General features: G+C 54.2%; 26 protein-coding genes. 13 read left to right on the forward strand and 13 right to left on the reverse strand.

What is annotated here, in order from left to right:
• Window positions 1-30 precede the first annotated feature (30 nt).
• Window positions 31-657 (reverse strand): 23S rRNA (uridine(2552)-2'-O)-methyltransferase RlmE, encoded by a 627-nt coding sequence (gene rlmE / locus NI40_RS19685; protein WP_003861812.1) that lies wholly within the window; start codon window positions 655-657, stop codon window positions 31-33.
• 127 nt (window positions 658-784) lie between these two features.
• Here rlmE and yhbY point away from each other — a divergent pair, with 127 nt between their 5' ends.
• Window positions 785-1,078: a ribosome assembly RNA-binding protein YhbY gene (gene yhbY, locus NI40_RS19690; protein ID WP_003861814.1), complete on the forward strand. Its 294-nt coding sequence runs from the start codon at window positions 785-787 to the stop codon at window positions 1,076-1,078.
• A gap of 151 nt (window positions 1,079-1,229) precedes the next feature.
• Here yhbY and greA read toward each other — a convergent pair whose 3' ends face one another.
• The gene (gene greA, locus NI40_RS19695) at window positions 1,230-1,706 is read right to left on the reverse strand and encodes a transcription elongation factor GreA (protein WP_014171793.1); all 477 of its coding nucleotides are present in this window, start codon (window positions 1,704-1,706) and stop codon (window positions 1,230-1,232) included.
• A gap of 228 nt (window positions 1,707-1,934) precedes the next feature.
• Here greA and dacB point away from each other — a divergent pair, with 228 nt between their 5' ends.
• From dacB to pmrB, 3 genes are read left to right on the forward strand one after another with little or no spacing between them, the layout of a single operon-like run.
• A complete protein-coding gene (gene dacB, locus NI40_RS19700; protein ID WP_039260422.1) occupies window positions 1,935-3,368 on the forward strand; it encodes a serine-type D-Ala-D-Ala carboxypeptidase in 1,434 nt (477 codons plus the stop codon).
• Window positions 3,369-3,370: 2 nt separating this feature from the next.
• On the forward strand, window positions 3,371-4,033 hold the full coding sequence (pmrA, locus tag NI40_RS19705) for a two-component system response regulator PmrA (protein ID WP_033146744.1): 663 nt from the start codon (window positions 3,371-3,373) through the stop codon (window positions 4,031-4,033).
• Window positions 4,030-5,073 (forward strand): two-component system sensor histidine kinase PmrB, encoded by a 1,044-nt coding sequence (gene pmrB / locus NI40_RS19710; protein WP_039260420.1) that lies wholly within the window; start codon window positions 4,030-4,032, stop codon window positions 5,071-5,073. The genes pmrA and pmrB overlap by 4 nt, the downstream gene beginning before the upstream one ends.
• Window positions 5,074-5,107: 34 nt before the next feature.
• On the opposite strand, the gene cgtA is transcribed toward pmrB, so the two are convergent.
• The 4 genes from cgtA to rplU all read right to left on the reverse strand — a co-directional run bounded on the left by cgtA (window position 5,108) and on the right by rplU (window position 7,949).
• A complete protein-coding gene (gene cgtA, locus NI40_RS19715; RefSeq protein ID WP_039260419.1) occupies window positions 5,108-6,283 on the reverse strand; it encodes an Obg family GTPase CgtA in 1,176 nt (391 codons plus the stop codon).
• Window positions 6,284-6,298: 15 nt separating this feature from the next.
• Window positions 6,299-7,264, reverse strand: a complete 966-nt coding sequence (locus NI40_RS19720) for a DMT family transporter (protein WP_039260417.1) — start codon at window positions 7,262-7,264, stop codon at window positions 6,299-6,301.
• A 96-nt stretch (window positions 7,265-7,360) separates the two neighbouring features.
• Entirely contained in the window at window positions 7,361-7,618 is a 258-nt protein-coding gene (gene rpmA / locus NI40_RS19725) for a 50S ribosomal protein L27 (RefSeq protein WP_004385076.1), read from the reverse strand.
• A gap of 19 nt (window positions 7,619-7,637) precedes the next feature.
• Complete coding sequence (gene rplU, locus NI40_RS19730; RefSeq protein WP_003025032.1) at window positions 7,638-7,949, reverse strand: 50S ribosomal protein L21; 312 nt, start codon at window positions 7,947-7,949, stop codon at window positions 7,638-7,640.
• A 257-nt stretch (window positions 7,950-8,206) separates the two neighbouring features.
• Here rplU and ispB point away from each other — a divergent pair, with 257 nt between their 5' ends.
• Window positions 8,207-9,178 carry an octaprenyl diphosphate synthase gene (ispB, locus tag NI40_RS19735; RefSeq protein WP_039260414.1) on the forward strand — a complete coding sequence of 324 codons (972 nt, stop codon included), beginning with the start codon at window positions 8,207-8,209 and terminating at the stop codon, window positions 9,176-9,178.
• A 229-nt stretch (window positions 9,179-9,407) separates the two neighbouring features.
• Window positions 9,408-9,695, forward strand: coding sequence for a DNA-binding transcriptional regulator SfsB (gene sfsB, locus NI40_RS19740; RefSeq protein ID WP_023309348.1), 288 nt, complete (start codon window positions 9,408-9,410; stop codon window positions 9,693-9,695).
• A 60-nt stretch (window positions 9,696-9,755) separates the two neighbouring features.
• On the opposite strand, the gene murA is transcribed toward sfsB, so the two are convergent.
• The 7 genes from murA to mlaF all read right to left on the reverse strand — a co-directional run bounded on the left by murA (window position 9,756) and on the right by mlaF (window position 14,549).
• A complete protein-coding gene (gene murA / locus NI40_RS19745) occupies window positions 9,756-11,015 on the reverse strand; it encodes a UDP-N-acetylglucosamine 1-carboxyvinyltransferase (protein WP_023309349.1) in 1,260 nt (419 codons plus the stop codon).
• A gap of 50 nt (window positions 11,016-11,065) precedes the next feature.
• Window positions 11,066-11,320, reverse strand: coding sequence for a BolA family iron metabolism protein IbaG (gene ibaG, locus NI40_RS19750; RefSeq protein WP_008501458.1), 255 nt, complete (start codon window positions 11,318-11,320; stop codon window positions 11,066-11,068).
• Between the two features lie 126 nt (window positions 11,321-11,446).
• Window positions 11,447-11,740, reverse strand: a complete 294-nt coding sequence (mlaB, locus tag NI40_RS19755; protein ID WP_023309350.1) for a lipid asymmetry maintenance protein MlaB — start codon at window positions 11,738-11,740, stop codon at window positions 11,447-11,449.
• Window positions 11,740-12,375, reverse strand: coding sequence for a phospholipid-binding protein MlaC (gene mlaC, locus NI40_RS19760; protein ID WP_033146748.1), 636 nt, complete (start codon window positions 12,373-12,375; stop codon window positions 11,740-11,742). The genes mlaB and mlaC overlap by 1 nt, the downstream gene beginning before the upstream one ends.
• Window positions 12,376-12,393: 18 nt before the next feature.
• Window positions 12,394-12,942: an outer membrane lipid asymmetry maintenance protein MlaD gene (mlaD, locus tag NI40_RS19765; protein WP_039260519.1), complete on the reverse strand. Its 549-nt coding sequence runs from the start codon at window positions 12,940-12,942 to the stop codon at window positions 12,394-12,396.
• A 4-nt stretch (window positions 12,943-12,946) separates the two neighbouring features.
• Entirely contained in the window at window positions 12,947-13,729 is a 783-nt protein-coding gene (gene mlaE / locus NI40_RS19770; RefSeq protein WP_010436044.1) for a lipid asymmetry maintenance ABC transporter permease subunit MlaE, read from the reverse strand.
• Window positions 13,730-13,736: 7 nt separating this feature from the next.
• Window positions 13,737-14,549: a phospholipid ABC transporter ATP-binding protein MlaF gene (gene mlaF / locus NI40_RS19775; protein WP_024906354.1), complete on the reverse strand. Its 813-nt coding sequence runs from the start codon at window positions 14,547-14,549 to the stop codon at window positions 13,737-13,739.
• 227 nt (window positions 14,550-14,776) lie between these two features.
• Here mlaF and NI40_RS19780 point away from each other — a divergent pair, with 227 nt between their 5' ends.
• From NI40_RS19780 to rpoN, 7 genes are read left to right on the forward strand one after another with little or no spacing between them, the layout of a single operon-like run.
• Window positions 14,777-15,754, forward strand: a complete 978-nt coding sequence (locus tag NI40_RS19780; RefSeq protein ID WP_039260412.1) for a calcium/sodium antiporter — start codon at window positions 14,777-14,779, stop codon at window positions 15,752-15,754.
• Between the two features lie 13 nt (window positions 15,755-15,767).
• Window positions 15,768-16,754 carry an arabinose-5-phosphate isomerase KdsD gene (kdsD, locus tag NI40_RS19785; RefSeq protein ID WP_023333606.1) on the forward strand — a complete coding sequence of 329 codons (987 nt, stop codon included), beginning with the start codon at window positions 15,768-15,770 and terminating at the stop codon, window positions 16,752-16,754.
• A 14-nt stretch (window positions 16,755-16,768) separates the two neighbouring features.
• On the forward strand, window positions 16,769-17,335 hold the full coding sequence (kdsC, locus tag NI40_RS19790; protein ID WP_023309356.1) for a 3-deoxy-manno-octulosonate-8-phosphatase KdsC: 567 nt from the start codon (window positions 16,769-16,771) through the stop codon (window positions 17,333-17,335).
• Window positions 17,332-17,907, forward strand: a complete 576-nt coding sequence (gene lptC / locus NI40_RS19795) for an LPS export ABC transporter periplasmic protein LptC (RefSeq protein WP_023309357.1) — start codon at window positions 17,332-17,334, stop codon at window positions 17,905-17,907. The genes kdsC and lptC overlap by 4 nt, the downstream gene beginning before the upstream one ends.
• On the forward strand, window positions 17,876-18,430 hold the full coding sequence (gene lptA / locus NI40_RS19800; RefSeq protein WP_033146750.1) for a lipopolysaccharide ABC transporter substrate-binding protein LptA: 555 nt from the start codon (window positions 17,876-17,878) through the stop codon (window positions 18,428-18,430). The genes lptC and lptA overlap by 32 nt, the downstream gene beginning before the upstream one ends.
• A gap of 6 nt (window positions 18,431-18,436) precedes the next feature.
• The gene (gene lptB, locus NI40_RS19805; RefSeq protein ID WP_033146751.1) at window positions 18,437-19,162 is read left to right on the forward strand and encodes an LPS export ABC transporter ATP-binding protein; all 726 of its coding nucleotides are present in this window, start codon (window positions 18,437-18,439) and stop codon (window positions 19,160-19,162) included.
• Window positions 19,163-19,209: 47 nt separating this feature from the next.
• Complete coding sequence (gene rpoN, locus NI40_RS19810) at window positions 19,210-20,643, forward strand: RNA polymerase factor sigma-54 (RefSeq protein WP_023309360.1); 1,434 nt, start codon at window positions 19,210-19,212, stop codon at window positions 20,641-20,643.
• Window positions 20,644-20,663: the final 20 nt, after the last annotated feature.

The following is a 20,663-nucleotide window of genomic DNA, read 5'->3' on the forward strand; positions in this document are numbered from 1 at the left end:
TTCAAACTTTCGCCTGAAATCCACCGGTTATCATTTTCGCCCGGTCGCTACAATATACACTTCTCGGGAACGGGCCCGGGAAGAGTCCGGCTTACGAACTTTAACCTTCGCAAACAGGGAGCGAATTTCCTTAAGATACTCCTCGAAACCTTCGCCCTGAAACACCTTCACAACAAAACTACCACCAGGCGCTAGTACATCACGACACATTTCTAACGCTAGCTCCACCAGATACATGGCGCGGGGGATATCCACCGCCGGTGTTCCGCACATATTTGGTGCCATATCTGACATGACAACCTGGACCTTACTATCACCTACACGATCAAGTAACGCTTTCAGCACTAATTCATCACGAAAGTCGCCCTGAAGGAAGTCGACACCGACGATGGGATCCATTGGTAAAAGATCGCACGCGATGATTCGGCCCGTTCCGCCGATCTGCGTTACCGCATACTGGGACCATCCGCCAGGTGCCGCACCGAGGTCAACAACCGTCATCCCCGGCTTAAAAAGTTTGTCACTTTGCTGTATTTCATCAAGTTTAAACCAGGCACGGGAACGCAACCCCTTTTTCTGTGCCTGTTGAACATATTTATCGCTAAAGTGTTCCTGAAGCCAGCGGCTGGAGCTGGCAGAACGCTTTTTACCTGTCATTTAACATTTCCGTCCTGGTTCATCGTTACCTGCCTGTGACGTAAATTTCTACGCAGCTATTTGGCGATATAAGGGAGATGGCGGTAGAATGAACCGTTTTCAATCCCAACGTAAGCAAAAATATACGATGAATCTGAGTACTAAACAAAAACAGCACCTTAAAGGTCTGGCACATCCGCTCAAGCCTGTAGTCATGCTTGGCAACAATGGTTTGACCGAAGGGGTGCTTGCCGAGATTGAACAAGCGCTGGAACACCACGAGCTGATCAAGGTGAAAATCGCCTCTGAAGACAGAGACACTAAAAACCTGATCGTGGAAGCCATCGTGCGCGAAACCGGCGCCTGTAATGTACAGGTCATCGGTAAAACGCTGGTGCTCTACCGCCCATCTAAAGAGCGTAAAATCTCGCTGCCACGCTAAGGATATCCTGAATCAAACACATTTTCTGTGTGAAACGAGGGATTTCTGTCAGCAGGCGAGCAAAATGCCATGCTCCTTGAGTTGATAAAAGGCCGCTATGCGGCCTTTTTCTTTTCTTTACAATGTATCAACATCTTAGTAGAGAAGCGAATTACAGGTATTCAACCTTAATAATTTCGTATTCCACTTCACCGCCAGGGGTGCGAATGGTGACAACATCGTCCTGCTCTTTGCCAATCAGGCCGCGAGCAATCGGGGAGTTCACTGAAATCAGGTTCTGTTTGAAGTCTGCTTCATCATCACCCACGATGCGATAGGTCTGCTCTTCGTCGTTGTCCAGGTTCAGCACGGTCACGGTAGAACCAAAGATCACACGCCCGTTGTTAGGCATTTTGGTGATATCGATAACCTGTGCATTGGACAGTTTTGCTTCGATATCTTTAATACGCCCTTCGCAGAAGCCCTGCTGCTCACGCGCGGCGTGGTATTCAGCGTTCTCTTTCAGGTCGCCATGCTCGCGCGCATCCGCGATAGCGGCGATGATTTCAGGACGACGCACGGATTTCAGGAAATCCAGCTCTTCGCGCAGTTTTTCGGCACCACGTAAGGTCATCGGAATAGCTTGCATTTGTTATACCTCTTAAACATTCCTGTTGGGAGCAGTGTTCCCTGCTCCTGCCCCCCTAAGCGGGCAAGAAGCAAAAAGAAAACCGACCCGGGAGCAATGCCCCAGGTCAGCAGCAATTTTTCAATTTGATATGCATTTTACCGCGAAGTTCACTATGGGTCATCGTTTACTTTGCAGTGCCATGCACCGTAGTATGACGGTTTGTTTTCGGGTTGTTAGCGCGAGATTATGCGATTTTCCAGATTTATCATCGGATTGACTACCAGTATAACGTTCACCGCCCAGGCCGCGAATGTTGATGAGTACATTAATCAGCTCCCCGCAGGCGCGAACCTTGCCCTGATGGTGCAGAAGGTTGGCGCACAGGCTCCCGAGATTGACTATCACAGTCAACAGATGGCGCTGCCTGCCAGTACCCAAAAGGTGATCACTGCCCTCGCCGCCCTGCTCCAGCTCGGGCCTGACTTCCGTTTTACGACCACACTCGAGACCAAAGGTAACGTCGAAGGTGGCGAACTGAAAGGCGATCTTATCGCCCGTTTTGGCGGCGATCCGACCTTTAAGCGCCAGGATATCCGCAATATGGTTGCGGTACTGAAAAAATCTGGCGTGCAGAAAATTGATGGCAATGTGCTGATCGACACGTCAATCTTTGCCAGCCACGATAAAGCCCCAGGCTGGCCGTGGAACGACATGACCCAATGTTTTAGCGCCCCGCCCGCCGCCGCAATCGTTGACCGTAACTGCTTCTCGGTTTCGCTTTACAGCGCGCCAAAGCCAGATGATTTAGCGTTTATCCGCATAGCGTCCTACTACCCGGTCACAATGTTTAGCCAGGTCCGCACGCTGGCGAAAGGCTCCCCGGATGCGCAATATTGTGAGCTGGACGTCGTGCCGGGCGATCTTAACCGCTTCACGCTTACCGGCTGCCTGACGCAGCGCGCCGATCCGCTGCCGCTGGCCTTTGCGATACAGGATGGAGCAAGCTACGCGGGTGCCATTCTGAAAGATGAGCTGAAACAAGCGGGCATAACCTACACCGGCACGCTGCTTCGCCAGACGCAGGTCAATCAGCCCGGCACGGTCATCGCCAGCAAACAGTCTCCTCCGCTGCACGATTTACTGCGAATCATGCTGAAAAAGTCGGACAACATGATTGCCGACACCGTGTTCCGCATGATTGGCCACGCGCGTTTCGGCGTGCCGGGAACCTGGCGCGCGGGTTCAGACGCCGTTCGTCAGATCCTGCGCCAGCAGGCCGGGATCGAGCTGGGTAATACCATCGCCGTCGATGGCTCAGGATTATCGCGTCATAATTTGATCTCTCCGGCCACGATGATGCAGGTGCTTCAGTACATTGCACAGCATGACGCTGAGCTAAACTTTATTTCAATGCTGCCGCTGGCCGGGCATGACGGTTCGCTGCAGTATCGCGCCGGGCTTCACGCTGCCGGCGTGGATGGCAAAGTATCCGCTAAGACAGGCTCGCTGCAGGGGGTTTACAACCTTGCAGGCTTCATCACTACCGCCAGCGGACAACGCATGGCATTCGTGCAGTATCTTTCCGGCTATGCCGTCGAACCGACCGACCAGCGCAATCGTCGTATTCCGCTTGTTCGCTTCGAAAGCAGGCTTTATAAGGACATCTACCAGAATAACTAGCGATGAAACTACTCATAGTTGAAGACGATCTGTTATTGCAGGAAGGGCTGGCGCTGGGGCTGGCTAATGAAGGGTATGCCCTCGACTGCGCTGGCACCGCAGCGGAGGCGGACGCCCTGATCCAGAGCGGCGAATACAGTCTGGTGATCCTCGATTTGGGCTTGCCTGATAAAGACGGCGCCACGCTGCTCAGCCAGTGGCGACGCCGCGGTATCGCCAACCCGGTGTTAATCCTGACGGCACGCGATGCCATTGAGGATCGCATCACCGGCCTCGATGCAGGCGCAGATGATTACCTGGTGAAGCCTTTCGCGCTCGCGGAGCTGCAGGCACGGGTGCGGGCGTTGATTCGCCGCTATCAGGGCCATAGCGATAACTTGCTGACCGACGGCGATATTACGCTGAATCTGCAAACCCAGCAGGTACTGCGCCGGGACCAGGCGGTAGAGGTGACGCCAAAAGAGTTCGCCCTGCTTACGCGTCTGATCATGCGCAGCGGACAAACGGTGCACAGAGAGACGCTCCAGCAGGATATCTACTCCTGGCAGGACGATCCTGGGTCAAATACCCTTGAAGTTCACATCCATAACCTGCGTCGCAAGCTCGGCAAGGACAGAATCAAAACCGTCCGTGGCGTTGGCTATCGCCTTGAGAGCCAGAAATGAACAGCATGCGTCGGCGTTTAATGGTGCTGCTGGCGGTCATTCTCTTATTTTTCCAGCTGATAAGCGTCATCTGGCTGTGGCATGAAAGCCGCGAGCAGATCGGTTTTCTGGTGAATGAAACGCTGTCGGCAAAAGCCCGTAATAACCATGTCGAAAAAGAGATCCGCGAGGCGATTGCTTCCCTTCTCGTCCCTTCTCTGGTGATGGTAGGCTTTACGCTGTTTTTCTCGTTCTGGGCAGTCACCTGGATAACCCGACCGCTGAATAAACTGCGTGACAGCCTGGCTAACCGTTCGGCGGATAATTTAACTCCGCTTCCTATGTATTCCGACATGGAAGAAATCGGCGCGGTGACAACCTCCCTGAATCAGCTGCTCGCCCGGCTGGACAATACCATTCAGCAGGAGCGTCTCTTCACCGCTGACGCCGCGCACGAGCTTCGAACGCCCCTTGCTGGTATCCGGCTCCATCTGGAGCTTATGGCGCAGTCAGGCGCACCACAGGCCGCGACGTTAATTAGCCGTATCGATCAGCTCATGCATACCGTTGAGCAACTGCTGATGCTGGCCCGTGCCGGACAGGCAATGGCCAGCGGCCACTACGAAACCGTGAGCTGGACGGAAAATATCATTGAACCTCTCGGCCTGGGCCATGAAGCCAAAGAGCATACGGTGATTTGGCCCGCTAAAAGCGCGCTCACGGTTCAGGGAGACGCCGTGCTCCTGCGTCTGATGCTGCGCAACCTGCTGGAGAATGCCGGGCGCTACAGCCCGGCAGGGACAACGATTACAGTGACATTAACCGAGGTCGACGGGGGGACGCAGATCGGCGTGATCGATCAGGGGCCCGGTATTGATGACGCGCACCGACAGTCAATTACCGAGCCATTCCGCCGTCTTGACCAGCGCTACGGTGGCAGCGGTCTGGGCCTGAGTATCGTGCAGCGCATCTTGCAGCTCCACCACGGCAGGTTGACGCTTGAGAACGGCGCTGAAGGTGGTTTGATCGTCAGCTGCTGGCTGCCCGCAACGCTGGAATAAAAAAAGCCCCCATAATGGGGGCTTTGGACAGATATTAGTGCTTGTAGATGAACTCGACGCCTTCTTCGTCGTCTTCATCCCAGTCATCGTCCCAGTCTTCATCATCTTCTTCCGCTTCCAGCTCTTCGAGCTGCTGACGGTGGTAGTCATCCCACATGAATTCGACTTTTTCAGGCTGTTTCGCTTCTTCCGCCTGAACAACTGGGTTCTCAATGATGAAGGTCATCACATCCCAGCACAGATCTTTCACGCCAACCTGGCTTGCCGCAGAGATCAGGTAGTATTTATCTTCCCAGCCCATCGCTTCAGCAATCGCTTTAGCTTTCGCTTCCGCTTCAGCTTTGTCCATCAGGTCGATCTTGTTGAAGACCAGCCAGCGTGGTTTATTCGCCAGTTTTTCGCTGTATTTTTCCAGCTCACCGATGATGATGCGGGCGTTTTCAACCGGATCGGAACCGTCGATAGGATCGATATCGATAAGGTGCAGCAGCACGCGGCAACGCTCAAGGTGTTTCAGGAAGCGAATACCCAGACCCGCGCCTTCCGCAGCGCCTTCAATCAGACCTGGAATATCGGCAACCACAAAGCTCTTCTCGTTATCCATACGGACAACGCCCAGGCTTGGTACCAGCGTGGTAAACGGATAGTCCGCCACTTTTGGTTTCGCCGCAGAAACGGCGCGAATGAACGTCGATTTACCGGCGTTTGGCATACCCAGCATGCCCACGTCTGCCAGAAGCATCAGCTCCAGCTGCAGATCGCGCTTATCGCCCGGCGTACCCATCGTTTTCTGACGCGGAGTACGGTTAACGGAGGATTTGAAACGGCTGTTACCCAGACCGTGCCAGCCGCCTTTCGCCACCATCAGGCGCTGACCGTGTTTGGTCATGTCACCCATGGTTTCACCAGTTCCCTGGTCAATCACACGCGTACCGACCGGAACTTTAATGGTGACGTCTTTACCGCGTTTCCCGGTACAGTCACGGCTCTGGCCGTTCTGGCCACGTTCAGCGCGGAAGGATTTTTCGAAACGGTAGTCGATCAGCGTGTTGAGGTTCTCATCCGCCTCCAGCCACACGTCACCACCATCCCCGCCGTCGCCGCCGTCAGGACCGCCACGTGGGATATACTTTTCACGGCGGAAGCTCACGCAACCATTGCCGCCATCACCAGCCACGACCAGGATCGTCGCTTCATCAACAAACTTCATTTTACTCTCCGTAACTCATTCGCCTGAGCGGGGGACTACTACAACCGCTTCATTTTTGCGCCAACGTCCCCAAAGACGATGACCAATGGCGGAATACATCGCGCCCGCAACCACGACAAACGCACCGAGATAACCCAACAGGTTGAGCATCGGTCTGACGAAGACATCGGGCCAGGCCATTGATAACAAATCTGAAAATAACAGCGTAAACAGCGGAGTAAGCGTAATTAACGCGCTCACCTGTGCCGCCTGCCAGCGCGCCATCGCTTCGGCCAGCGCGCCATAACCGACCAGCGTGTTCAGCCCACAAAAAATGAGGCACGCCAGTTGCCAGTCGCTAAGCTGGGAAATCACACCCGGCTTTGCTAATGGCAGCAATGCTATTGTACACAAAGTGTACAATAAAAAGAGGATCTGCTGTGAGGCAAGACGACGCAATAACACCTTTTGCGCGACGCCATAGCTCACCCAGACCGTTGCCGCCCCCACACCGAAAATTACACCCCATGTGTAATCCGTCAGGCGGGTGAAAATCTCAATCAGACTGGTGTTGAAGAACATCACCAGACCGCACAGCAGCATGCTCGCCCCGATAATCTGCGTACCGCGCATCTTTTCCTTGAGGATAAAGACGCTGGCGACCATCATGCCCACCGGTGAAAGCTGACCTATCACCTGCGACGCCGTGGGGCTGAGATATTGCAGGGAAGAGCTGAACAGGATGAAGTTACCGAACAGACCGCCCGTCGCGATAGCCAGCAATACCAGCCAGCGCGGTTTGCGGAAGAGCCGCAAGGGTGGAAGCTTACCTTTGACAGCCAGAATGGCCCCGAGGCCGATGCTTGCCATCAGAAAGCGATAAAAGACCACCGTAGGCGGCTCCATCACTTCCAGTACCTGCTTCATTGCAATTGGCAGCGCACCCCAGCACATTGCGGTAGTGAGCGCCAAAAGAATACCAATGCCGGCCTGCTGCTTCATGCCCGTTTTCCCTACAGAAAAAATTACCGGGTTTCCAATGTAAAAAGCCCCGCAACAGGTTGCGGGGCTTTAATCCGTTACCGGACCGAGAAAACCTTACTCAGCAACGATGCTGATGTATTTACGGTTGTTCGGGCCTTTAACTTCAAATTTCACTTTACCGTCTGCTTTAGCAAACAGAGTGTGGTCACGACCGCAACCTACGTTGTTGCCAGCGTGGAATTTGGTACCACGTTGACGAACGATGATGCTACCCGCCAGAACGGATTCGCCACCGAAACGCTTAACGCCAAGGCGTTTAGCTTCTGAATCGCGACCGTTACGTGTGGAGCCGCCAGCCTTTTTATGTGCCATTTAAATCTCTCCTCAGGTCTTAGGCGCTGATGCCAGTAATTTTCACATCAGTGAACCACTGACGGTGGCCCTGCTGCTTACGGTAGTGCTTACGACGACGAAACTTAACGATTTTAACTTTCTCGCCACGACCGTGTGCAACAACTTCAGCTTTGATAACGCCGCCATCAACGAAAGGAACGCCGATTTTGACTTCTTCACCGTTTGCGATCATCAGAACTTCTGCGAACTCAACAGATTCGCCAGTTGCGATGTCCAGCTTTTCCAGGCGAACGGTCTGACCTTCGCTTACTCGGTGTTGTTTACCACCACTTTGGAAAACCGCGTACATATAAACTCCGCTTCCGCGCACGTCCTCGTATGAATCAGAGTGCGCTATAAATATTCACAATAGGGCGCGAATATTACGCAAAACGCGAGCCTTTGACAAGTGCTACCGTCAATACATGAAGAAAAAAAACACAACACGTACGGTAACGTTTATCTGTGCCGTTTTTTCAGTACAATCAGCACTACTATTGATAAACCGAAACCCTTCGTTACCCCATTGAAGATGGGATCAACAGGATAAAAAGCCCGGCTTTTGCGATGAATTTAGAAAAAATCAACGAGTTAACCGCGCAAGATATGGCGGGTGTGAATGCAGCAATCCTGGAGCAACTCAACTCTGACGTTCAGCTGATCAATCAGTTGGGCTATTACATCGTCAGCGGCGGCGGTAAACGCATTCGTCCGATGATTGCCATTCTGGCTGCCAGAGCCGTTGGCTATCAGGGAAATGCTCACATCACTATCGCAGCGCTCATCGAATTTATTCACACGGCGACGCTTCTGCATGACGATGTTGTGGATGAATCGGATATGCGTCGTGGCAAAGCCACGGCAAACGCCGCTTTCGGAAACGCAGCCAGCGTCCTGGTGGGGGATTTTATCTATACCCGCGCCTTCCAGATGATGACCAGCCTGGGCTCCCTGAAAGTGCTGGAAGTGATGTCCGAAGCCGTAAACGTCATTGCTGAAGGCGAAGTGCTGCAGCTGATGAACGTCAACGACCCTGATATCACCGATGAAAACTACATGCGCGTCATCTACAGCAAAACGGCGCGCCTGTTTGAAGCGGCAGCCCAGTGTTCCGGCATTCTGGCCGACTGTACTGAAGCCCAGGAAAAAGGCCTGCAGGACTATGGCCGCTATCTGGGTACGGCCTTCCAGCTGATTGATGATTTGCTGGACTACAGTGCGGACGGCGAAACGCTCGGTAAAAACGTGGGCGATGACCTGAACGAAGGTAAACCCACCCTGCCGCTGCTTCATGCTATGCGCAACGGAACAGCCGACCAGGCGAAAATGATCCGTGAAGCGATTGAGCAGGGAAATGGCCGCCATCTTCTGGAACCTGTACTGGAAACTATGGCTATCTGCGGATCGCTGGAATGGACGCGTCAGCGCGCGGAAGAAGAAGCCGACAAAGCCATCGAAGCGCTTCAGGTCATTCCAGACAGCCCGTGGCGCGAGGCACTGATTGGTCTTGCCCACATCGCCGTTCAGCGCGACCGTTAATCCCCTTGTTTCTCCCCGCAGCGATAGCGGGGAGATTCCAGTACACACCTGTAAATTCCGTGTTCATGTAAATTCATCGGTTTAGAGACCGCATGAATAAAGCCGTGTCTTATTCTGAATATCCCTTCAAGTAACGCGAACTTTTTAGAACAAGAAGTTGAAATGGGTATAGTAACCGCGTCGTTTCAGAAGAAACGGCGTAGGTGAATCCGAACTTAAGGACGGCGTTATGGATACGAAATTTATCGACTGGCACACGGCTGATATTATTGCCGCGCTGCGCAAAAGAGGCACTTCACTGGCAGCAGAGTCCCGCCGCCATGGACTGAGTTCTTCCACTCTGGCAAACGCCCTCACCCGCCCCTGGCCCAAGGGAGAATTAATTATCGCGACGGCGCTGGATACGCATCCGTGGGTAATTTGGCCTTCGCGCTATCACGATCCCATTACCCATGAATTTATCGACAGATCGCGCATGATTCGCCAGAGAAAGGTAAAAAGAGAACCGCAGGAATAACGCATTTTTGACAGGAACAGCAACCCCCCGGTCATTGCTGGCAGGGGGCTGCCGGAACGATTACTCGCCCTTCACACGCTCGATGTTGGCACCCAGCGCGCGCAGTTTATCTTCGATACGTTCATAACCACGATCGATGTGATAGATACGATCCACGATCGTTGTACCTTCCGCGATACAACCCGCCAGCACCAGGCTTGCAGACGCACGCAGATCGGTTGCCATCACCTGAGCACCTGACAGTTTCTCAACGCCGTGGCAAATCACGGTATTACTTTCGATCTCAGCATGCGCGCCCATACGGATCAGCTCCGGTACGTGCATAAAGCGGTTCTCGAAAATGGTTTCTGTGATGAAGCCAGTGCCTTCGGCGACCAGGTTCAACAGGGTAAACTGCGCCTGCATGTCCGTAGGGAACGCCGGATGCGGCGCCGTACGCACATTGACTGCTTTTGGACGCTGACCGTGCATATCGAGGCTGATCCAGTCTTCACCGATTTCGATATCCGCACCCGCATCGCGCAGTTTCGCCAGCACCGCATCCAGGGTATCTGGCTGCGCGTTGCGACAAACAATCTTACCGCCAGAAATCGCCGCAGCGACCAGGAAGGTGCCGGTTTCGATACGGTCCGGCAGAACGCGATAGACACCGCCGCCCAGACGCTCAACGCCCTCGATGGTGATACGATCGGTCCCCTGACCGGAAATCTTTGCCCCCAGCGCCACGAGGAAGTTGGCGGTATCCACAATCTCCGGTTCGCGCGCGGCATTTTCGATGATGGTGGTACCTTCTGCCAGCGTCGCCGCAGACATAATGGTGACCGTTGCGCCCACGCTCACTTTGTCCATGACGATGTGCGCGCCTTTCAGACGACCATTAACGGACGCTTTAACGTAACCTTCTTCCAGCTTGATCTCGGCGCCCAGCTTCTCCAGACCAAAGATGTGCAGGTCAACCGGACGCGCACCGATGGCGCAACCGCCAGGCAGAGAGACCTGCCCCTGACCAAAACGCGCCACCAGCGGGCCAAGCGCCCAGATGGATGCACGCATGGTTTTCACCAGATCGTAAGGGGCTGAGAAGTTGTTCACCTTGCTGGCGTCGATCCAGACGGAACCGTTACGCTCGACTTTCGTGCCCAGCTGGGTGAGCAGCTTCATGGTGGTGTCGATATCTTTCAGCTTCGGTACGTTCTGAATTTCTACCGGCTCTTCAGCCAGCAGCGCAGCAAAGAGGATTGGCAGCGCGGCGTTTTTAGCGCCAGAAATTGTGACTTCGCCCTGGAGACGCGTTGGCCCCTGTACACGAAATTTATCCATTGTGTGCTCTCTTATAAATTCAACCGTGCTGCGGGCCTGTCGCCCTCAGCTCAAAAACCGTTTAGTTTGCGATCGCGTGCCCACTCTTGCGGGGTGAACGCTTTAATCGACAGGGCGTGGATGCGGTTATCCGCAATATATTCCATCAGCGGCGCGTACACAGCCTGCTGTTTCTTCACGCGGCTCATACCGTCGAACATCTCACCCACAGCAATAACCTGGAAGTGACTGCCATCGCCAGTGACGTGGGCTTCCTGAAGGGAGAGTGCATTCATCAGCACTGTCTGGATTTCATGATTTTCCATGGGCTCTTAATCATCTGATAGTGAAAACAAGCCCAACATCTTAGAGCAAAGTGGCGTTGTCTTAAACAAGCAAAAAGCCCCGACGATGAAACAGTCAGGGCTTTCGGAAGTAACGCACTGAAAATATTAACGAGGCAGTACGTCCTGAGGGAGATTGTAGAGCTGCGCAAGGGTCACGACATTATCGCTCGCGCCGTGAAGCGTGACGCTTGTCCCCTGCTTTTTCCCCACAGCAATCAGATGGGCAAGCAGCGCAACACCTGCCGTATCTACCCGCGTGACGTCTGTTAAATCGATAAGCGTCACGCCCTGCATCGCTTCGTGGCGTTTGTCCCACAGTGGGTTCAGCAGATCCTGATCCAGTTCACCGGACAGCTTTAATGTCTCGCCTTCACGCGACCAGCTGAGTTGCTGTGACATTACTTCTTCTCATCCAGAGTAATTTTCTGGCGAGAGATAGACTGCAACTGAGCGGTCAGGCCATCAATGCCTTTGGTGCGCAGCAGGTCGCTCCATTCGTTCTGTTTGGTGGTGATCATGCTTACCCCTTCGGCAATCATGTCATAAGCCTGCCAGTGACCGGTCTGGCTGTTTTTACGCCACTGGAAATCCAGACGAACCGGCGGACGACCGTTAGGATCGATGATCGTCACACGGATAGGGACGATGGTCGCATCGCCCAGCGGCTGCTCAGGCGCAATCTGATAGGTCTGGCCGTGGTACATCGCCAGCGCCTGGCCATAAGCCTGTTTCAGGTATTCACGAAACGCGGCAAAGTAGGCATCACGCTGCGCAGGGGTCGCGTCTTTGTAATAACGTCCCAGCACCAGCGCACCCGCATATTTAATCTGCACGTACGGCAGCAGCTCCTGATCAACGACGTCACGCAGATAATCAGGATTAGCACGAATTTTAGGCTGTTCGTTTTTAAGACGGTCGAATGTCTTCTTCGCCGCTTCGTCCATCAGTTTGTACGGGTTACTCTGATCCGCAGCGTGGGCGGCGGTTAGAGGGGCGATGACCAGCATGGCAACCATTAACAGTCGTTTAAACATGAATGACTTCTCCTGATATTAATTCGCAGCACCTGGCGTCGGTGCGACGTCGGTATGATCTTCGCTCTGCGCAGGGGCAGCGTCGGTTTTTTTCTCATCCCCTTTACTGTTGTAAAGGAACTGACCAATCATATCCTCCAGAACCATCGCGGATTTCGTATCCTGAATGACGCTACCGTCTTTAAGGATAGTCGTTCCCAGCTCGGGATCTTCAAAGCCAACGTTAAGCGCCAGATATTGTTCGCCCAGCAGGCCGGAAGTACGGATAGAAAGGGAACTGGTGTCCGGGATATGGTTGTAACGCTCTTCGATATCCATCGCGACGCGTGGCAGGTAGGTTTTCTCATCCAGCGTAATGTCAGATACGCGTCCGATCACCACGCCGCCGATGCGGACCGGTGAACGCGCCTTCAGCCCGCCGATGTTATCGAAGGTGGCATAGATGCGATACGTCGGCTCGGTGCGTACAGACGTGATATCCGCCGCTCTCAGGCAGATAAACAGCGCGGCCAGCAGCGCCAGCAGCAGGAATACACCGACCCAAATTTCATTTTTTCTCGTTTGCATGAACTCAATTCCCAAACATCAGTGCGGTGAGCACAAAATCCAGACCCAGTACGGCCAGCGACGAATGTACGACTGTACGTGTAGTTGCGCGGCTAATGCCCGCCGACGTCGGGATGGCATCGTAACCATTGAACAATGCAATCCAGGTGACCGTAATGGCAAATACCACGCTTTTAATCAGGCAGTTAACCAGATCCATTCGCAGGTCGATGGCGTCCTGCATCGCGGACCAGAAGAAACCGGCATCAATGCCTTTCCAGTGCACGCCAACCAGCGAACCGCCCCAGATACCCACGGCGACAAACAGAATAGTCAGTAACGGTAAAGAGATCACCCCAGCCCAGAAACGCGGCGAGATCACGCGACGCAGCGGATCGACCGCCATCATCTCCATGCTGGAGAGCTGCTCGGTCGCACGCATCAGGCCAATTTCAGCCGTTAATGCCGACCCCGCGCGCCCGGCGAACAACAGCGCCGCCACAACCGGCCCCAGCTCGCGCAGCAGCGAGAGCGCCACCAGCATCCCGAGGCTGGTTTCCGCACTGTAGGTTGTGAGAACCAGATAGCCCTGCAGCCCAAGCACCATACCGATAAACAGACCGGAGACAATGATGATGAGCATCGACAGCACGCCGACATTATAAAGCTGCCGCACCAGCAGCGGTGCGTGCTTACGGAATTCCGGCTTGCCGACCAGCGCGTTGAATAACATCAATCCGGCACGCCCGAACGTCCTGATGGTTTTTATGCCACGGTGTCCGAGAGCGGCCAACGCATTTAACAGCATGAGTGGCTTAACTCCCTATTCCCAGTAAATCGTCACGATAGTCGCCCGCCGGGTAGCGGAACGGCACAGGGCCATCGGCAATACCGTCAAGGAACTGCCGCACGCGCGGATCGCAATTTTCCTGCAGCGCCTGAGCGCTACCGTGTGCGACGATCTTTTTGTCCGCCACAATATAGGCGTAATCGGCAATGCTCAATACTTCCGGTACATCGTGAGATACCACAATGCAGGTGACGCCAAGCGCGCTGTTCAGTTCAGAGATGAGCTTCACCAGCACGCCCATCGTGATGGGATCCTGTCCAACAAACGGTTCGTCGAACATGATTAAATCAGGTTCTAATGCAATGGCTCGTGCCAGCGCGGCGCGGCGCGCCATTCCGCCGGACAGCTCCGAAGGCATCAGCTTTGCGGCGCCCCGCAAACCGACGGCTTCGAGCTTCATCATCACCGTGCTTTTCAGCAGTTCAGGCGGCAGGCTGGTATGCTCACGCAGCGGATAGGCCACGTTATCAAAGACATTCATGTCGGTGAACAAGGCTCCCGACTGAAAGAGCATGCTCATGCGTTTGCGGACAGTATACAGACGCGAGCGTGACATCTCCGGAATGTTTTCGCCATCAAAGAGGATTTCACCGCTATCAGGTGGGATCTGCCCACCAATAAGGCGCAGCAGGGTCGTTTTGCCGATCCCGGACGGCCCCATGATGGCAGTGATTTTGCCACGCGGTACGGTCAACGAAATATCATCAAATATCAATCTGTTGGCGCGAGAAAAACTCACGCCGCGAACATCGACTAAATTCGCCATCGTTTGGCTCATTTATGGTTCCTTTATTACCCTGCTCACGTTAAGGCATGCCGCCTGAATCAGCCCTCAACTCCGCATTTTTACAGAATAATAGCCGTTGAGGTTAGCGAAAGCTGGCATTTGTTTTACTTTTCCGGCGCATAAAGTCAAAATTAGGAATTCGTTACGCCTCAGACTGTATGCAGTCCAGCCATTCCCGTGCGATGGACCGACGAGTATACCTGAAGAAAGGACTTTTGATGCTTTTAGCAACAGCACTGTTAATAATTGGTTTACTTTTGGTGGTCTACAGTGCTGACCGTTTAGTGTTTGCTGCATCTATCCTGTGTCGCCTGACGGGCGTACCGCCTGTCGTCATCGGGATGACCGTTGTCAGTGTGGGAACGTCGCTTCCTGAAATCATCGTCTCTGTCTCGGCATCGCTGCATGGTCAGTTAGACCTGGCAGTAGGTACCGCGATTGGCTCCAACATCGTCAATATACTCTTGATTTTGGGCCTGGCCGCACTGCTCCATCCATTTCGCGTGCATTCTGATGTTCTGCGCCGTGAATTGCCGCTAATGTTAATCGTAAGCCTGCTGGCTGGCTGCGTATTTTACGATGGTGTACTGAGCTACAGCGACGGCATTTTCCTGCTGGCGCTGGCCGTCATCTGGTTGCTGTATAGTGTTAAAATCGCCCGTCAGGCTGAGAAGCAGGGTCAGGATAGCCTCACGCGGGAGCAGGTCGCCGAACTGCCGCGAGAAGGCACGCTGCCTGTTGCCCTGCTCTGGCTTGGCGTTGCGCTGATCATCATGCCGATGGCAACGCGCATGGTCGTGGATAACGCGACCGTGCTGGCGAACTATTTCGCCATCAGTGAACTGACCATTGGCCTGACGGTGATTGCCATCGGCACCAGCCTGCCGGAGCTGGCCACGGCCATTGCGGGGGCACGTAAAGGTGAGGATGACATTGCCATTGGTAATATCATCGGTTCCAACATATTTAATATCGCCATTGTGATGGGCCTGCCGGCCCTGATAACGCCAGGGCCCTTTAATCCCCTGGCGTTCTCACGCGACTACGGCGTGATGTTATTGGTCAGCGTGATATTTGCCCTGCTCTGCTGGCGGCGGCAACGACAGATCGGCAAAGGCGCAGGCGCGCTGCTGACGGGTGGATTTATCGTATGGATGGCGATGCTGTACTGGCTCTCGCCTCTTCTCTCTGGGTAAACGGAAACGCATTATGTCGCAAATAGAATTGCAGCCGGGTTTTGACTTTCAGAAAGCAGGCAAAGAGGTTCTGGAGATTGAACGTGAAGGTCTGGCGCAGTTAGATCAGTACATTAATCAGGATTTTAGTCTGGCATGTGAGAAGATGTTCTACTGTGCCGGCAAAGTCGTGGTGATGGGGATGGGTAAGTCCGGCCACATTGGACGCAAAATGGCGGCAACGTTTGCCAGCACCGGAACCTCTTCCTTCTTTGTACATCCGGGGGAAGCCGCGCACGGTGACCTGGGTATGGTCACGCCGCAGGATATCGTCATCGCGCTGTCCAACTCCGGGGAGTCCAATGAAATTCTGGCGCTGATCCCGGTACTGAAGCGACTGCAGGTGCCGCTTATTTGCATGACCAGCCGTCCGGAAAGCAGCATGGCGCGGGCGGCCGATATTCACCTGTGCGTGAAAGTGCCCAAGGAGGCCTGTCCGCTCGGCCTGGCGCCGACGTCCAGCACCACCGCCGCGCTGGTCATGGGTGATGCGCTTGCCGTCGCGCTGCTCGAAGCCCGCGGTTTTACGCCGGAAGATTTCGCGCTTTCCCACCCGGGCGGCGCGCTGGGGCGCAAGCTTCTGCTTCGGGTAAACGATATTATGCACACCGGGGATGAGATCCCTCACGTCAGTAAAGAAGCCTCCCTGCGTGATGCGCTGCTGGAAATCACCCGTAAGAATTTGGGTATGACGGTCGTGTGCGACGATCTGATGAAAATTCAGGGGATCTTCACCGATGGCGACCTGCGCCGCGTGTTCGACATGGGTGTAGATGTCCGCACGCTCGGCATTGCCGATGTGATGACGCCGGGCGGTATCCGCGTCCGTCCGGGTACGCTGGCCGTGGATGTGCTGAACCTGATGCAGTCCCGCCACATTACCTCAGTGATGGTTGCCGATGGCGACCAGTTGCTGGGTGTGGTACATATGCATGATCTGCTGCGCGCAGGCGTAGTGTAATGAAGGATAAAACAATGAGTAATGCGGGTGCATCCCTTGCAACCTGTTATGGACCGGTCAGTACCCAGATGATGGCAAAGGCGGAAAACATTCGTCTGCTCATCCTGGACGTGGATGGCGTACTTTCCGATGGCCTTATTTACATGGGCAATAATGGTGAAGAGCTGAAAGCGTTTAACGTTCGCGACGGCTACGGTATCCGCTGCGCGCTCACCTCGGGTATTGAGGTGGCTATCATCACCGGGCGAAAAGCTAAACTGGTAGAAGACCGCTGTGAAACCTTAGGAATTACCCATCTGTATCAGGGTCAATCCGATAAGATGGCGGCGTTTAAGGATTTACTGGGTAAACTGGCTATCGCACCGGAAAACGTAGCCTACGTCGGGGACGATCTGATTGACTGGCCCGTGATGGCTGAAGTTGGGCTGAGCATCGCCGTTGCCGATGCGCATCCGCTGCTGATCCCGCGCGCTGATTATGTTACCCACATCAACGGGGGCCGTGGTGCCGTACGTGAAGTCTGCGATCTGCTTTTGCTGGCGCAGGGCAAGCTTGATGAGGCCAAAGGGCAATCGATATGAGTAAAACCAGACGCTGGATTATCATTTTGCTTTCGCTTGTCGCACTGGTCTTGATTGGCGTGAACCTTGCCGATCGCGACGATACGCAAACGGAAGTGGTCAACAATAACGATCCAACCTATAAAAGCGATCACAGCGACACCGTGGTCTACAGCCCGGAAGGCGCGCTGAACTATCGCCTGATTGCCCAGCATGTTGAATATTTTTCAGATGACGGTATTTCGTGGTTTACCCAACCTGTCATGACCACATTTGATAAGGACAAAGTGCCGACGTGGTCAATTAAGTCTGATCGGGCAAAACTGACAAATGACCGTATGCTTTATCTGTATGGCCACGTTGAAGTCAACGCCCTGACCGCTGACTCGCAACTGCGAAAAATTACGACGGATAATGCCCAAATTAACCTGGTAACCCAGGACGTGACTTCGCAGGATCTGGTCACACTGTATGGCACAACATTTAATTCCAGCGGTTTGAGAATGCGCGGGAACTTACGCAGCAAGAACGCCGAGCTGATTGAAAAGGTTAGAACCTCCTATGAAATTCAAAACAAACAAACTCAGCCTTAAAGTAATTATCGCCAGCGCGATGCTGGCGACCAGTCTCCCCGCGCTTGCTGTAACGGGCGATACCGACCAACCGATCCATATCGAGTCTGATACCCAGTCTCTCGATATGCAGGGCAACGTCGTCACCTTCACGGGTAACGTCGTCATGACTCAGGGCACCATCAAAATTAACGCCGACAAAGTGGTCGTGACCCGTCCGGGTGGCGAGCAGGGCAAAGAGATCATTGATGGTTACGGCAACCCGGCCACCTTCTACCAGATGCAGGACAACGGCAAGCCGGTGAAAGGCCGCGCCTCGCATATGCACTATGAGCTGGCGAAGGACCTGGTCATCCTGACCGGAAACGCGTATCTGGAACAGCTGGACAGCAACATTACCGGCGACCAGATCACCTATCTGGTGAAAGAGCAAAAAATGCAGGCCTCCAGCGAGAAAGGCAAACGCGTCACGACCGTCCTGGTTCCGTCACAGCTGCAGGACAAAGGCAAAGGCCAGGCCCCGGCACAGAAGAAGAGTAACTAATTCGTTATGGCAACATTAACTGCAAAAAATCTCGCGAAGGCCTACAAGGGCCGCCGTGTCGTAGAAGATGTCAGTCTGACCGTCAACTCCGGCGAAATCGTGGGGCTGCTTGGCCCTAACGGTGCGGGTAAAACTACCACCTTCTACATGGTCGTTGGCATTGTGCCGCGCGATGCCGGCAACATTATCATTGACGATGAAGACATCAGCCTTCTGCCGCTGCACGCGCGCGCGCGTCGCGGGATCGGCTACCTGCCGCAGGAAGCCTCCATTTTCCGTCGTCTTAGCGTTTACGATAACCTGATGGCGGTCCTGGAAATTCGTAACGATCTGACCAGCGAACAGCGTCAGGATCGTGCCAACGAGTTGATGGAAGAGTTCCACATTGAGCATCTGCGCGACAGCCTCGGTCAGGCACTCTCCGGGGGTGAACGCCGTCGTGTTGAGATTGCGCGTGCGCTGGCCGCAAACCCGAAATTTATCCTTCTGGATGAACCGTTTGCCGGCGTTGACCCGATCTCGGTTATCGACATTAAACGCATCATTGAACACCTGCGTGACAGCGGGCTTGGCGTACTGATCACCGACCACAACGTCCGTGAAACGCTGGCCGTGTGTGAACGCGCGTATATTGTCAGCCAGGGCAATCTGATCGCCCACGGTACGCCGCAACAGATCCTCGAAGACGATCATGTTAAGCGCGTCTATCTTGGGGAAGACTTCAGACTCTGATAGGGTAGAGGTAACGTAACGCCGAACCGGAGAAAAACGCTCTGAACATGAAGCAAGGTTTGCAATTAAGGCTCAGCCAACAACTGGCAATGACGCCGCAGCTACAGCAGGCAATTCGCCTGTTGCAACTGTCCACGTTAGAACTTCAGCAGGAGCTCCAGCAGGCGCTGGACAGCAACCCCCTGCTGGAACAAACCGATCTTCATGACGAGGTAGATACTCAGCAGTCACAGGATACAGAAGCGCTCGACACCGCGGATGCACTCGAACAAAAAGAGATGCCCGACGAGCTACCGCTGGATGCCAGCTGGGATGAAATCTACACCGCCGGAACCCCTTCCGGTACGCGTGCAGACTACCAGGATGATGAGCTACCGGTCTATCAGGGAGAAACCACCCAGTCGCTGCAGGATTACCTGATGTGGCAGGTGGAACTTACCCCCTTCTCCGATACCGACCGCGCGATTGCCACCTCAATTGTCGATGCCGTTGACGACACCGGCTATTTGACCGTCACGCTGGACGATATCCTGGAAAGCATGGGCGACGACGAAATTGAGCTTGAGGAAGTCGAAGCCGTACTGAAGCGCATCCAGCGTTTCGATCCGGTAGGCGTGGCCGCAAAAGATCTGCGCGACTGCCTGCTGATCCAGCTATCTCAGTTCAGCAAAGAGACGCCATGGATCGACGAGGCGCGCTTAATTATTAGCGATCATCTGGATCTGCTGGCCAACCACGATTTCCGCTCCCTGATGCGCGTCACGCGCCTGAAGGAAGAGGTGCTGAAAGAAGCGGTAAATCTGATTCAGTCGCTCGATCCGCGCCCGGGACAGTCGATCCAGACCAGCGAGCCCGAGTACGTCATCCCGGACGTGCTGGTGAGAAAACACAATGACCGCTGGGTCGTTGAACTGAATTCAGACAGCATCCCTCGCCTGCAAATCAACCAGCAGTATGCCTCCATGTGCACCAGCGCGCGTAACGACTCCGACAATCAATATATTCGCAGCAATCTTCAGGAAGCGCGATGGCTGATCAAAAGTCTGGAGAGCCGAAATGATACGCTGCTGCGCGTCAGCCGCTGTATTGTCGAACAGCAGCAGGCGTTCTTTGAGCAGGGTGAAGAGTATATGAAACCGATGGTACTGGCGGATATCGCCCAGGCCGTCGAGATGCATGAATCAACCATTTCCCGTGTCACCACGCAGAAGTATCTGCACAGTCCACGCGGTATATTTGAGCTTAAGTATTTCTTCTCCAGCCATGTGAATACCGAGGGCGGCGGCGAAGCGTCGTCAACGGCCATTCGTGCCCTGGTGAAGAAGTTGATCGCCGCGGAGAACCCCGCGAAGCCACTAAGCGACAGTAAGTTAACCACCATGCTGTCCGATCAGGGTATTATGGTGGCACGTCGTACTGTTGCGAAGTATCGAGAGTCTTTATCCATTCCGCCGTCCAACCAGCGTAAACAGCTGGTCTGACACAACCGATAAGGAAGACA

Source organism: Enterobacter sp. E20, assembly GCF_000801755.2.
In the GTDB taxonomy this organism is placed as follows: domain Bacteria; phylum Pseudomonadota; class Gammaproteobacteria; order Enterobacterales; family Enterobacteriaceae; genus Enterobacter; species Enterobacter asburiae_B.